The following is a 15,046-nucleotide window of genomic DNA, read 5'->3' as shown; positions in this document are numbered from 1 at the left end:
ATCCTCCTTTTTTTCCTACTATATTACTTTCGACATTAATTGGTATTTTTCCAGTAACAAACAAAAGAACTTCCCCTTTTTAGAAAGGGAAGTTCCAGATTGTTGACAAAGGGCTAAAATGATCTTTATTTTAGCCCTTTGTCTTCTTTTCAGCGTGATAGAAAACCTTTGCAGTCTAGGAAGGGCGAGCACCGGAGCGGAGCGAATTTGACATTCGTGAGCACCGGAGCACAGCCCTGCGGGCGAATGCGAGGGTTTGTCTACACGTTGAAACTTCCCTTTTTTTAGAAAGGGAAGTTCTTCTCTTACTTTTTCACAACAACAACCTTCACCGCTTTGCTTTCTCTTTTTCTCACATCAGAAGCGGTCACATACAAGACTGTTTTGGCTTTTTGCGGTTTTATTTGGGCAGTAAATGCGCCCTTGTTATTCGTTTTCACCGTTTTGATGATTTTCTTTGATTTGTTTTTCACTTTAATGGTCAATCCTGCACCCGCAGTACCTTTGACCGTTTTACTTTTGACCGTTACTTTGCCCACTTTCGGCTTAGCTGGTGCTTTGCCTTTTTTGACGACTGTTTTGAGCGTTGTAGCGGCCTTTCCTTTTGAAATCTTAATGTGAAGGACTTTGTTTTTGTTCTGATGCTTGATCTTCACACTAAAAGTTCCATTTTTGCCTGCTGTGCCTTTTCCAAGCAGGGTTTTGCCTCTATACACAGAAATAGCAGCGCCTGCCTTTGCTTTACCTGTCACCTTTTGATGCTGATCCTCCACTTTGCTCACAGATGCATTCAGTTCGACAGCACTTAAAGCAGCAAATGCATTCAGTCTGCCATGTCCTGCCATCCAATCAATACCTGGAATTTTCGGATCGACAATTGGCTCATCGTTTTCATCATAGAAAACGTCATCTTTTCCATCAACAGATGTAAAGAAGATCTTATCTGCTGTGCTTTGCAAGATATTCCTTACTTGATTTGGCTTCAAGGATGGATTTTTAGAAAGCAGTAATCCTGCTGCTGCTGCCACATATGGTGTCGCCATTGATGTCCCGCTCAGATATGAGACATTCCCATCTGGCATTAAGCTTGGAATATCAGATCCTGGTGCAGACATGCTCAGTCCTTTACCATAGCTTGAGAATTCAGCGGCAATATCCATACGGTTGCTTGCACCAATGGCCATTGCGTACTTTGATGTCGCAGGATAGCCCATTTCTGGAATGCCATCATTTCCACTCGCGACGACCACTAGTACATTTCTTTGAGCCGCGTAGTTCATTGCATATTCAATCACCCGGCTGTAGTAGCCGCCAAGGCTCATGTTGATGACCTTTGCGCCTTTATCTACTGCATGCTTGATTCCAAGTGCAATATGCTCTGTATCTCCAAAGCCATAGGCATCCAGCACCTTCACTGGAATGATGCCCGTATGTTGATTGAGGCCTGCCATGGAGTAATGATTATCGGCTTTTGCGGCAATGATGCCGGCAACATGCGTACCATGTCCATTGTCATCAATCGCATCTTTGTTTCGTCCAATGAGATTCGCACCTAAGTCCGTACGAACAGTCCCGCTTAAATCAGTCAAACGACTGTCTACACCTGTATCCACAACAGCAATTAATGTTTGCTTCATTTTGCTTGTGCCAATCAGTGTATTCATTTGTTCAAACTTCACATCAGCGCCTTTTTTCCCGCTGTTTTGCGCACTGTTTTTCAGCGGCCACTGGTAACCATACTGCACGTCATTGCTAAGTGCACGATAAGTTTGAACAGGCTCCGCAAATTCAACATTCGGCATACTGGACAGCTTTCTTGCAGTGCTTTTGATCACAGCTTTGCCTGCTTTTAGTGTCTTCCCAGCTGATTCTTGCCCTGCTGGTACATCATAGACATACATTCCTTTAAACAAAGGACTTACTGACTGCGATGTCACGCGGTTTTCTTGGATTCCATAGCTTTTCATCTTCTTTTTCGCAGATTGAAGCGTTTGGCCATCCTTTAGTTTAAAAATGATCTTATTCGTCTTCACTTTCTCTTCTTTTACAAGCTTTTGCTTCTCTAATACATAACCGATCGATTTTCCTTCAAGCTGATCGATTCCAATATTTTGACTCACTGCTTCTAATTCCTTCTTTAAATAGGCAGGACTTGCTCCTTTGAGCATATCAAAAAGAGAACGGATCGCCTGTTGTTCTTTCTCTGTCACGATATGACCGCTAAATGCACCATTTTTCTCTACGTCATTTAGCAGTGTCTTTAATGTAAGCAGATGATTGTATACCTTTTGCTGCTCATTTTTTTGTTTGATGAGCTTCGATTTGAGAAATGGCTTTGTCTTTTGGAGCAGGCGACTCAGCTTCTGACCATTTGGTGTTTCATTAAAACGTTTATCTTCAATTGTACGCATCGATTGGAGAATTTCGCGCCCGTACTTTTTCTCAATAATAATGATGTCAGGCTCATCGTCTTCAGGGAAAACGGGTTCGGAAGGCGGAAGGTTAGCTCCTTTATACCCAATTGTATAGGCCGCATCCTCTTCCTCATCACGGCTGTCTTCCTCCGACCCTAAATAGAGCACTTTGACAAAATAAGGACCTGACCATGCATGCGGGAAGTCGATCTCTGTCTCTCCACTTGCAGTGTCCACACGATATCTGGAATAAGTGTCATCCTTCATCGCTCTGTCCTTGCTTGGATAGACCGATACGGACAACACCTGTTTACTTTTTACAGAAATTTTCATATGCGTATGTTTTGCCACCTCTTGTGCAGATGGCGTGATTTGGTACCATGACTCTTCTTTTTCATTCTGTAATGTACCTGAAATCACTTCACCATTTTTTAACCCAATGGCTTCATTGACAGTTGTTCCTTTACTGGCAGCTGCTGCCTCGTATCCAGGTAATGCCGCCATACAGAGAATGATGGCCATGAGTACGACCACACAGGATTTGACCTGCTTTTTGAACATGAAAAGACCCCCTTATCTTTTGTAATACCTTGGAAGAATATCACAGAAATGCATTTAGTAGAATCTGTTTTTTACATAATTAAACTCGTTTTAAGCTAGGATTTGAGATATACAGACAGCAAAACGAATAGCTTCATAAACTTTTTGCCATTTCAAACGGAAAATGATGCTATTTAACCATGCCGAAAAGTACATTACAATCAACTTGTAAGCGCTTAACAAACAAGAGAGAAGGGATCAGCTTGTTCCAAAAAGATCATGTTTTCACACAAGTAAACGGACGATCAAAGAATGAGATTTTACAATACATTGCCGAGAAAGCTGAAGACCTTCAGATTACAAACGATCAGGCGGGGTTATTATCCGATTTGTTGACACGCGAAGACGAAGTCTCAACAGGACTTCAGCAAGGCTTCGCCATTCCTCATACAAAAAGCTCCGCTGTACAAACGGCTTCACTTCTATTTTTAGAGTTAGAACAACCTATTGAATGGGGAAGCTTCGACGATTTGCCCACAAGCTATTTATTTACACTGCTCGTTCCATTAGAAGAAGCAAATGTCACACACTTGAAATTACTGTCAGGGATTGCGACAAGCCTCATGGAACCGGCTTTCATCGAAAAGATACAACCAGGTCAAACCGCTGACTATTATTACGAAGTCATTGAACAACAATTGAAAGAGGGGATTACACAATGAAAATTGTCGGTGTCACTTCATGTCCAGCAGGGTTAGCTCATACACCAATGGCAGCAAAGGCATTAGAGAATGCGGGTAAACAGCTCGGTCACGAGATCAAAATCGAGCAGCAAGGGATTATGGGACAGGTAAATGGCATTACAACAGAGGAAGCAAAGCAGGCAGACCTTTGTATCATTGCCTCAAATCAGCATATCAACGATGCGGAACGTTTCTCAGGCATTCCCACAGTACGTGTCGAGATTGGACGCGCCTTAAAAAATGCCGAGCAAATCATCACAAAAGCCGTAGCACTTGTTGAAAAGAAAAAATCTGAATCTCAAAAAACGTGAGCAATGCCATATAGAAAGGAGCAAAGCAAAATGAAAGCAAAATTAAAAGTCATTGAAGGCCATCTCATGACCGGTATTTCTTATATTCTTCCTGTGATCATCGGTGCCTCCCTTATCGTTGGTTTAGCAAAACTAGTCGGATTAGGATTTGGTGTTTCAGATTTAAACGCCTATAAGGATGCTGGCGGCATTTTACACGGCGCCTATTTAATGGAGCAGGTTGGCTGGACAGGCATTGGCTTAATGAACGTCCTGCTCGCTGGATTTATCGCCTATTCGATTGCGGATAAATCAGGTCTTGCGGCCGGCTTCATCGGTGGTGCCCTTGCCAGCTCAACGAATGCTGGATTTATCGGTGCCGTCATTGCAGGCTTCTTCGCAGGATATGTCGCTCTTTTTGTAAAACGAAAAATTCAAATTCAAGGCTCCGCGGCCGGACTCGTTCCTCTGCTCATCTTACCGCTTATAACCGTTGGCTTAACCGGGCTTCTCATGTCCGTTCTGCTGGGCGGACCATTAGGCGCTTTGAACACGGCATTAATTGAATGGATTAAAGGTATGGTCGCTGACGGCACAAGCACACTTGCACTCGCTCTGATTCTAGGCGCGATGATTGGCTTCGACCTTGGCGGACCGGTGAATAAATCCGCTTGGATGGCAGGTAACGCACTCTTCCTATCAGGCGTCTACCTCCCTGCCATCCTCGTCAATATTGCGATTGTCATTCCGCCGCTTGGATACGGGCTTGCGACATTGATTCGAAAACGCAACTTCTCTCCAACCTTTAGAGAAGCCGGACGAGGCGGGCTTGTGATGGGCATTATCGGTATTACGGAAGGGGCGATTCCTTTTACCCTTGTCAATCCTTTGAAATTGATTCCGCTCAATGTTGTCGCGTGTGCTGCTGGAAGCGGGGTCGCTGCATTATTAGGTGTTCATGACATCATGCCGCCAATTGGCGGGCTATACGGCTTCTTCTCAGTCGGAAACTGGTGGGCTTATTTAATCGGAGCCCTCACTGGCGCACTCGTCATCGGTATTGGCGCCAACCTGCTTGTGAATTTCTCTGAGAAAAAAGAGCCAAAAACGCCAGAACATGACCAGAAGCAGAAAGAAGAAGACGATTTTGACCTTGTGCTAGAAGGATAATTTGAACATAGAAAGGTGTCGTTGATCAATGACTGTCAATGTACATGTGATTCCACATACTCACTGGGACCGGGAATGGTATTTCACCACCTCCCGATCCCGTATCTACTTAATGAAAAGCGTAATGGACATTTTAGACACCCTTGAAACAGATGAAAGGTTCCATTACTTCATGCTCGATGCACAGGCATCCTTATTGGATGATTACCTGAAATGGCGCCCTGAGGATGAGAATAGAATCAAAAAGCTCGTCACAGCCAAACGTCTCATCATCGGCCCATGGTATACCCAAACCGACCAGCTCGTCATTTCAGGTGAATCGATTGTACGGAACCTGCAATATGGGATTGAACGCTGTCAGCAGTTCGGTCATGTGATGAAAGTCGGCTATGTCCCTGATTCCTTCGGTCAATCCGCGCAAATGCCTCAAATTTACCGTGGATTCGGCATTGTGGATACGGCTTTTTGGCGCGGCGTTTCAGACCATATGACGAATCACACTGAATTCAATTGGCAAGGTGCTGACGGCAGTGAAGTCTTTGCGGTGAACCTGCCATTTGGCTACTACTACGGTGGAAATATTCCTGAGAAGGATGAGGATTTACAAGCCTTTTTATCTGAAAAAATTGGTGCACTGCAAGCAAAAGCAACCACAAAGAATGTCTATTTCCCAAATGGCTTTGACCAGGCACCGATCCGCAAAAACCTGCCTGACTTATTAGAAAAAGCCAATGAACTTGACGAGCACCACTATCAAATCAGCAGTTTAGAAGATTACATTGCAGCAGTAAAAAAAGAGCGGACGTCTTTTGAGACATTAGAAGGAGAGCTCATTCATGCGAAGCATATGCGGATTCACAAATCTATTTTTTCAACACGAGCTGATTTAAAAATCTTAAACAATCAAATTGAAAACTATCTCGTCAATGTGATGGAGCCTATCCTAACGATTAGCTATTCACTCGGACACGACTATCCGCATGATACGGTTCGTGATATTTGGTACCTCATGTTTGAAAATGCAGCGCATGACAGCATTGGCGGCTGCAATAGCGACACGACGAATCAAGATGTCTTCTTCCGCTACAAGCAGGCAAAGGAAATCGCCGAGAATCTTGTGGACTTACACATGCGTCTCATTGCTATTCGACTGCAAACTGAGCAAGAAATCACATTCACGTTATTTAATACACTGCCTTCAAAGCGTTCTGAAGTCATTGAGGTTGAAACCTTTATCACGGAACGTCCATTTACACTAAAGGATGCAAACGGAAGAACGCTTCACTACACAGTGAAAAGCAAAACCGATGTCACAGATTATGTGCTGGCACAGCAAATTTCTCTTAACCCAAGTAAAGATGTGTACATGCCAAAACAAGTATGGAAAGCCATTCTGCTGATTGAAGCCGCCAGCTTACCGTCCGTTGGTTATACACAAGTCAGCATGGTTTTCGATGAATCGAGCGAATCTGTATGGGAACAAACAGAAGGACGCGCGATTGAAAATACGTATTACCGCATAGCGGCAAATGACAACGGATCGCTGGACATCACAGATAAACAAACAGGCCTGACATTCTCTGAGCAAATGATCTTTGAAGACAATGGAGACGATGGAGATTCCTACAACTATTCCCCGCCGCGCGAAGATCTGTATGTGTCATCCAAGGATCTTTCTTCAGCAGACATCACAGTGTCTAAAAGCGGCCTGCAGGAAGAGCTCACCATCCAGCTTACTCTCACTGTCCCATATGACTTAGAAGAGCGCTCTCAGCAATCGGTCACGACTTCACTCCCGATCACAGCGAAGGTGGCATTAAACAAAGATGAGCCTGTCATCCGTTTTCATGTCGATGTCGACAATCATGCGTTAGACCATCGTCTGCGTGTCCTCTTTGATACAGGCATCGCATCAAAGGTATCACTGAGCGATCAGCAGTTTGGAACCATCGAACGCCCAACAGAGCTCACACAAGAGCTTGAATGGTGGAGCAATGAGCATTGGGAAGAAAAACCGATCACCATTGAACCGATGCAATCCTTTACTGCACTTCGTGATGAAGCATATGGTGTCGCTCTATTGACCGACTGTGTGAGAGAATATCAGATCACAGGAGAAGGCTACACAACGATTGCGTATACGCTCTTCCGCTGTTTCGGAAAAATGGGGAAAGAAAATCTTCTTTACCGTCCAGGCCGCGCATCTGGGGAAAAAATTGTTGAGACACCTGACGCTCAGCTGCAAGGTGCACTGTCGTTCTCATTTGGCATGCACTATAGTAAGGACGCTGTCAGCGAGGGGCACTTAGCGCAGCTTGCTAAGCGGTATACCACCCCAGTTCAATGCTACGAACGGGCAGACTTTTTAAACGGTCGTTTAATTTTCTCTTTCCGAGATGAAAAAGAAGACTTACAATCTACTTATAGCCTGCTTGACATTGAGACAGACGGAGCCATTCTAAGCGCTCTAAAAAAAGAAGAGCATGGAACAGGCATTGTCATCCGTCTCTTCAATCCATATTTAACGCGTCAAACAGCCGCTTCAATCAATAGTTCATCTCTACAACACGGAGAAACAGCGAATTTAGGCGAAACACCTGAAGGACATATACTCAAAGCACAACATGGATCATTACACATTGAACCGCTCACACCTTGTCAGGTACAAACCTACATTGTAAAGAAAAAATGAACATGTAGGGGCGGGGTCCATTTGGATTCCGCCCCTCTTTAATGGAGGGCATTGATCATGCGAATTGGAGGCATTGAAGCAGGCGGAACAAAATTTGTCTGCGGCTACGGAACAACAGACGGAACGATTGAACACATGACTTCCTTTGCAACAGGAAACCCAATTGAAACATGCCGGCAAGTGATCGATTACTTTACAAAGCATCCTGTCGATGCCATTGGCATTGGGGCATTCGGGCCTGTCGATGTAAAAGAACAAAGCCCAAGCTATGGGACGATTTTAGATACACCAAAAACAGCCTGGCGCCAATTCCCTTTCCTCTCAACCTTAAAACAAGCCCTTGGGCTCCCGATGAAGCTCGATACCGATGTGAACTGTGCAGCACTCGGAGAAGCCCGCTTTTCGGTCGAAGCACGAAAGCCTGCTTCTTTGGTTTACATCACAGTTGGAACAGGAATAGGCGGCGGTGCCTATATTGAACACCGCCTCATTCACGGATTATTGCATCCAGAAATGGGTCATATCACCGTTCAGCGGCATCCTCATGATTCCTACGGAGGCTGCTGCCCAATACATCACGACTGTTTAGAGGGACTGGCATCTGGACCTGCCATAGAAGGACGCTATCATACACTGGCGCAAATGCTGCCAGAGGAGCATCCTGCCTGGTCACTTCATGCCTACTATCTCGGGCAGATGACCGCCAATTTATTACTCACTCTTTCACCAGAGCGCATCATTCTCGGCGGAGGTGTGATGAAACAGCCCGCTATGCTGCCGCTCATTCTTGATGAAACAGAAAAGCGGCTTCACGGGTATTTGCAGCTGCCAAAGCCTTTAAATGAAATTATCACCAAGCCATCCTTTGATGGATTATCTGGTTTAATGGGCGCAATCGCTCTTGGTACTGATGCCTTACAGGCGCAAGGAGCCGCGCAATGATGATGACGGCAGATCCTCGAACCTATCAGCTGATTCAGCGGCTATTTGAAACGAAGGGGTTCGTGAAGCTGGAGGAGCTCACTGCCTCTTTTCGCTTATCTGACCGCTCCATCCGCAATTTAATCAAAGAAGCAAATGAGCAATTAAAGGAAGCTGGAGCCAAGATTAAAACGATCCGCGGAAAGGGATACACCCTATTAACGAGTGATCAAGACGCCTTTCTGCTTTGGCTTCATCAGCAGAAGCTTCCTGCCCGCTCTCTCGTCCCCGTCATGCCAGAAGAGCGTGTACGATTTATGATGAGAAAGCTATTGCTTCAACCGGATTACTTAAAAATTGACCAGCTGGCTGAAGAACTGTTTATCAGCCGCATGACAGTCAGCAGTGATTTAAAAAAAGGACGAGAGCTGTTAGCCCGATACGGCATGACCCTTGTGTCAAAACCTGGGTTTGGCTTAAAAATTGAGGGAGACGAGTTGCAAAAAAGAACATGCTATGCAGACTTACTCCTTGAGGAAGAGCCTGCACTTTCTCATATCACCGAGCGGGAGCAGCTCCATTTTCCTGATATTTCTCTTGAAACCATTCGATCTATTGTCCTGACGAACCTGCATCAAGAGTCATTGCTCATTAAAGACATTGCCTTAAAAAACTTAGTCATTCACTTAGCGATTGCGATTCAGCAGACACGAAAAAACCAGCGGATATCCGCCAGCACCACTCGTACACAAAAATCGCAAGTCTTAATGAGAATTGCCCAAAAGATCATACAGCAGGTAAGTGACACCTTTCACGTCATCTTATCAGAGGATGAAACAGATTACTTAGTGATGCATCTATTGGCGAATCAAACGTGGAAAGAAGCCGCCCAGCACCAGACGACAGTGGAAGTTCAGCAGGCGGTTGCGGTCTTTCTACAGCACATTGAGAAAACAAGCGGCCACCGCTTTGCAGATGACAACATCCTGCAGCAAGACTTGATGCTTCATATGAAGCCATTATTAAATCGAATCCAATATGGCGTATCCTTACAAAATCCGCTTTTGCATGAGATCAAAGCGTCCTATCCTTACCCGTTTGATTTGGCTGTCAGCGGACTGAATGCCTTACAGCTGGTACGGACGCCAAATGAAGACGAGGCGGCATATGTTGCCCTGCATATCGCTGCTTCATTTGAAAGAAGTCAGCTCGATACCTCGCAAAAAAAGAAAGCCATTATCGTGTGCGGGTCTGGACTAGGGACGGCAAGACTGCTTGAAATTAAATTGAAGGCAGCCTTTCAGCACGAACTGGAAATCGTCGAGCTGTATTCCTATCAGGATTATCTAATGAGTACCACCCTGCCCTGTGATGTCATCATTACAACCGTCCCACTCGCATCAAAGGGAAAACCCGTGATTCAGGTCAGCGCTTTTTTTGAACATCATGATGTACAGCGGGTAAATGAGATCATTCATTTATTAAATGGACATGGGACTCCCTCTAAAGAGCTGATGGCATTTTTTCAAGAACGATTGACCTTATTAAATGCTGACCTATCCAGCAAGGACGAGGTATTAGACACACTATGCAGCCGTCTAGAGGAGCATCAGCTAGTATCGCCTTCTTTTCGGTCCTCGGTGCTTGAGCGGGAGCAAATGTCGTCTACCTATCTTGGCAGAGGAATGGCTATGCCACACCCGCTCATCACAAATGAAGGCACCTCCTGCGTAGCCATCGCACACTTAAAACAGCCAATTGACTGGCAGGGAGATGAAGTATCACTTGTCTTTTTATTAGCCATTCATAAGGATGACGCAGCCTGCATGAATCAATTCTTTGAACAAGCCGTCGATTTACTGGACAATCCAAACCGCATTCACTCCTTGAAGCAAGCAAACACATTTGTTGAGTTGATGGATGCGTTGTTTCAATAAGATAGAACAAAGGCCGCCCAGTTAATGAGGCGGCCTTCGTGTTATTTAGAATATGGATCATCAATCGTATATGACATTTTTTCCTTCTTCACTTAATTTCTTCAAAGAGCTCAGCATATGTTCAATTTCTTCATCAGAATGTCTTTCCCATGAACCTAATTCTGCGACTATTTTCAAAGGGGATTTCGATCGATAAGAACGTGTTGGATTGCCGGGAAATTTTTTGTCAGTCAAATTCGGATCATTTTCAAACTCGCCTAACGGTTCTACAAGATATATTCTCTCTTTCGCATCTGACCTTGCTAACTCAGCACCCCATTTGGCCGCATTTAATGTTCCAGTGAAATAGATATGGTTTGATTTTTTATCCTGAAAATTGGATAAATACAGCGGTTCAAGCAGATCTCCAATCTTCAATTCTGCTTTCGTCCCATGAAAAAATGGGCCAGGATCTAAAACCTGCTCATTGTCATTCATACAGCCGCACCCCTTATCGTTTTTGACTTGCGTATAACAGTATACGGCCTGATCTGGGCGGAAAACAGTCTGTAAATGAGATTGTATTCGCGGTATAATAATAGTAGAGAGCAAGATGTGATTGGATCTAAAAAAATGGAAACTTCTCATTAACACCAACAAGTACAAAAACAAGAATACCTTCCACAGCTGATAGAGTCACAATCACACCATGGTTCATTGGGTATTCCTTCGCAATTAATTTCTGACCTATATAATTCAAAGCATAAAAAATGAAAAACAATAAGAAAAACAGAAAAAGAATCGTCATCATATAAACAGACCCTCTCTTATAATGGATATTAAACCAAATTTTACAATATATAATTAGACTATCATTTTAAAACAACTCGAACAATATGACGTTGCCAATAGAGTGAACGAAAAAAAAAGCCAGCCACCCGCATAAGGTGATTGGCTTTTTTATCTGTTACTTCCCGATGTTCTCTCCATTTTGCTGAATCAAGATTTCGTACCAATAAGAGCTCTTTTTACGAATTCGTTTGAGGTCTTTTAGGTCAAATTCGTCGCGGTTGACGTAGATGAACCCGTAGCGCTTGGAGCATCCTTGGTGTGTGCTGATTAAGTCGATGGCGGACCACGGGCAGTATCCGAAGACCTCGACGCCGTCTGTGATCGCCCATTTGATTTGTTCGATATGCTTTTCTAAATAGTCAATTCGATAATCATCCTGAATCGAACCATCTTCTTCTAACTTGTCGAAAGCACCCAATCCGTTTTCTGTAATAATAAGCGGCAGCTGATAGCGGTCATAAATCTCGCGCATCGTTGAACGGAAGCCGACAGGGTCAATCTCCCAGCCAAACGCATTTTTACTTAAGAACGGGTTGTTGCCGCCTTTGTATACGCCATCTTCACCAGATTTTAAATGCTGATCTCCGCCGCGTGCAAATTCATCGTTGCCATCTCCTTTACTCGCTTCAACTGTTTGCGAAGTGTAGTAGTTAAAGGCAATGAAGTCTGGCTTCGCACTTTTCAAAATATCCATATCTCCCTCTTCAATAACAGGAAGAATGTCTTTTTCTTTCATATAAGCCCAAGCAAGGTTGTTATAACGGCCGAAGACTGCCATATCAAGATAAAGCCAGTTGCGGATCGCATTGTAATTCGCCGCAGCAAGCACATCCTCAGGCTTTGGAGATGCCGGATAAATGAGCGCAATATTTGGTGCTGGTCCAATTTTCGCTTCAGGCAGCAAACGATGACAAAGCGTCATGGCTTTCGCCTGAGCTACGAGCATATGGTGGTTCTGCTGATACAGTTCTTTTTTTGGATTTTCTAAATTTGGATCAAGTGTACCGAGCGCCGATCCATGTAAGATCATCATGTTTTGTTCATTAATGGTCAGCCAATAGTTTACCTTATGGCCATATTCCTTAAAGAGAACCTCTGCATAACGTTCAAACGCATCTACTGTCGCACGATTTGACCAACCGCCTTTTACTTGAAGCGCATGAGGCAGATCAAAATGATACATTGTCACGATTGGTTCAATATCATAGCGGCGCAATTCATCGATGAGAGAATGATAGAATTCAATCCCCTTTTGGTTGATCTCCCCATCTCCATCTGGAATGATCCGTGTCCATGCAATAGAGAAGCGATAAGCCTTTAAACCCATTTCTGCAAACATCTTCACATCCTCTTTATAGCGGTGATAGTGATCGCTTGCGACTTTAAAATCCGTTGTCCCTTCAGGGTAACTTGCTCTCATATCAATGACAGAAGGCCCCTTGCCATCCTCGTTCCACGCACCTTCTACTTGATAGGCGGAAGTAGATCCGCCCCAGAAAAAGTCCTTTGGAAATGGTGCTAGTGTTGAATATCTCATAATTTCTTCCTCCTCTTGATTAAACGAGATGTAAAAATGATTGTCCTGGTGTGATTTGTCTTACTTCTGTTTCTATGATATCGCTAAACTCACCTGAATTGGTAATAATCACTGGTGTTGTGACGGAAAGGCCGAAAGCTTGGATGGCTTCAATATCAAATTCTGCAAGCAGTTCACCTTCTGTGATGGTTTGCCCCTGTACGACCTTCGGGGCAAAATGCTGACCGCCTAATTGGACGGTATCCAGTCCAATGTGAATGAGCACTTCTGCTCCGCTTTCAGAGGTGAGGCCGTACGCATGGCCTGTTGGGAACACCGTTGTCACGACTCCTGATACTGGTGCAAACAGCTTGCCTTCTGATGGAATGATGGCTGCACCCTTTCCTAGTGCACCAGATGAGAATGCCTTATCCTGCACTTCCTCCAGCTTGATCACCTCGCCTTTTAAAGGACTCTTCACATGAGCTGCTTTGACCCCATGTTCGTTTTCCATTGTTGGTGCGGAAATCGGTGCTGGCGTGTCATCTTCATCTACTGGATCCTTAAATCCAATCAAATAAGTCAAGACGATGGATAGAACAAACGAGACCGAGATTCCGATGATGAACCCTGTAAAGCCTTGTCCGTAGAAAATCGGAAGTGTCAGTAAACTTGGAAGCCCTGACGCAATCGCAATACTTTGTGAATAACCGATGATCGCACCGCCGACACCGGCAGAGATAACGGCTGCAATAAATGGTTTTTTCAAACGAAGCGTGACCCCGTATACAGCTGGCTCTGTAATCCCAAACACGGCAGAAACCGCTGTCGATCCAGCCAATGATTTCAGTTTTTTATTCTTTGTTTTCAGCATAACACCGATTGAGGCACCGGCTTGTGAGAATACAGCTGGCGCAGTAGCCGGCTTGATATGATCTTTTCCATGGACGGCGATATTATTTAAAATCACTGGCACTAGACCCCAGTGGATACCGAAGATCACGAGAACCTGCCATGCCATCGCAATTAAAGCACCTGCAAGTGTAGGACTAAAGGAGAATATTTTCAGCAAGACAGCTGCAATGCCGTTCCCTGCATACACACCAAATGGGCCGAATACAATGAGTGTCAGCGGAACAACCGTGACAAGTAAAATCAGTGGTGTAATAAAGTTTTTGACACTTTCATGAATGACTTTGTTAAAGAAACGTTCGATATATCCCATGACAAACACTGCCAAAATGATTGGAATAACCGTCGATGTATAAGACATTAAGACGACCGGAATCCCGAAGAAGGTCACATCTCCGCCGCCTTTTGACAACTCTTGAATGGTTGGGTAAATGAGTGCACCAGCAATCGTCACAGCGACAAACGGATTCGCTTTAAACTTCCTAGCAGAAGTAAATGCGAGCAGTAGTGGCAGGAAGTAGAACAAGCTGTCAGACGCAGCAAATAAAATTTGGTACGACGTATCTTCAGGTGATAACCATTTCGCATTGATACAGATACCTAATAGACCTTTTAAAATACCAGCACCCGCCATGACACCGAGAAGTGGTGTGAAAATACCAGAGACAATGTCGACGAATTTTCCGAAAAGGCTTGTACTCTCTCCACCTGATTTTGCAGATGAAGAAGTGGAATCCTCTAATAGATTCGTAAACTCCCCAATTTCTCGATAAACCTCTGGTACTGTATTGCCAATGACTACTTGAAATTGGCCGCCGCTTTCCATGACGGTTACAACACCATTTAATTTTTCAATGGCTGCTTTGTCTGCTTTTGATCGGTCATGTAATGTGAAGCGAAGTCTTGTAGCGCAATGGACCAGTGAATGAACGTTTTTCTCTGTGCCAATGTGTTTGATAATGTCTTCTGCTAATTGACGATAACTCATACAAAAACCCCCTTTTTTTCAAAAAAATACGTTTTTAGGCAAAATAAAAACCTAAACGGGCACCAAAAATAGTCGCAACTTGCCATTGCGCT

General features: G+C 44.3%; 10 protein-coding genes. 6 read left to right on the top strand and 4 right to left on the bottom strand.

The window, feature by feature from the left end; genetic code table 11:
* Window positions 1–305 precede the first annotated feature (305 nt).
* A complete protein-coding gene (locus tag GKC25_RS01370; RefSeq protein ID WP_187704307.1) occupies window positions 306–2,975 on the bottom strand; it encodes a S8 family peptidase in 2,670 nt (889 codons plus the stop codon).
* 242 nt (window positions 2,976–3,217) lie between these two features.
* Between GKC25_RS01370 and GKC25_RS01365 the strand changes: the two genes are divergently transcribed.
* From GKC25_RS01365 to GKC25_RS01340, 6 genes are read left to right on the top strand one after another with little or no spacing between them, the layout of a single operon-like run.
* Entirely contained in the window at window positions 3,218–3,676 is a 459-nt protein-coding gene (locus tag GKC25_RS01365; RefSeq protein ID WP_060595447.1) for a PTS sugar transporter subunit IIA, read from the top strand.
* Complete coding sequence (locus GKC25_RS01360) at window positions 3,673–4,008, top strand: PTS fructose transporter subunit IIB (protein ID WP_187704306.1); 336 nt, start codon at window positions 3,673–3,675, stop codon at window positions 4,006–4,008. The genes GKC25_RS01365 and GKC25_RS01360 overlap by 4 nt, the downstream gene beginning before the upstream one ends.
* 30 nt (window positions 4,009–4,038) lie before the next feature.
* Complete coding sequence (locus GKC25_RS01355) at window positions 4,039–5,157, top strand: PTS fructose transporter subunit IIC (RefSeq protein ID WP_034664325.1); 1,119 nt, start codon at window positions 4,039–4,041, stop codon at window positions 5,155–5,157.
* Between the two features lie 28 nt (window positions 5,158–5,185).
* Window positions 5,186–7,849, top strand: coding sequence for a mannosylglycerate hydrolase (gene mngB, locus GKC25_RS01350; RefSeq protein ID WP_342689412.1), 2,664 nt, complete (start codon window positions 5,186–5,188; stop codon window positions 7,847–7,849).
* Between the two features lie 57 nt (window positions 7,850–7,906).
* Complete coding sequence (locus tag GKC25_RS01345) at window positions 7,907–8,791, top strand: ROK family protein (RefSeq protein ID WP_034664331.1); 885 nt, start codon at window positions 7,907–7,909, stop codon at window positions 8,789–8,791.
* Window positions 8,788–10,707, top strand: a complete 1,920-nt coding sequence (locus tag GKC25_RS01340; protein ID WP_034664334.1) for a BglG family transcription antiterminator — start codon at window positions 8,788–8,790, stop codon at window positions 10,705–10,707. The genes GKC25_RS01345 and GKC25_RS01340 overlap by 4 nt, the downstream gene beginning before the upstream one ends.
* Before the next feature lie 60 nt (window positions 10,708–10,767).
* Here GKC25_RS01340 and arr read toward each other — a convergent pair whose 3' ends face one another.
* From arr to GKC25_RS01325, 3 genes are all read right to left on the bottom strand, one after another.
* The gene (gene arr, locus GKC25_RS01335) at window positions 10,768–11,184 is read right to left on the bottom strand and encodes an NAD(+)--rifampin ADP-ribosyltransferase (protein ID WP_034664337.1); all 417 of its coding nucleotides are present in this window, start codon (window positions 11,182–11,184) and stop codon (window positions 10,768–10,770) included.
* A gap of 469 nt (window positions 11,185–11,653) precedes the next feature.
* Entirely contained in the window at window positions 11,654–13,075 is a 1,422-nt protein-coding gene (locus GKC25_RS01330; protein WP_187704304.1) for a glycoside hydrolase family 1 protein, read from the bottom strand.
* A 19-nt stretch (window positions 13,076–13,094) separates the two neighbouring features.
* Window positions 13,095–14,954: a beta-glucoside-specific PTS transporter subunit IIABC gene (locus GKC25_RS01325; protein ID WP_034664341.1), complete on the bottom strand. Its 1,860-nt coding sequence runs from the start codon at window positions 14,952–14,954 to the stop codon at window positions 13,095–13,097.
* Between the last annotated feature and the right edge of the window lie 92 nt (window positions 14,955–15,046).

It is taken from the genome of Bacillus pumilus (assembly GCF_038738535.1).
In the GTDB taxonomy this organism is placed as follows: Bacteria; Bacillota; Bacilli; order Bacillales; family Bacillaceae; genus Bacillus.
The sequence above is the reverse complement of the archived record's forward strand: the minus strand, read 5'-3'. Positions and strand labels throughout refer to the sequence as shown.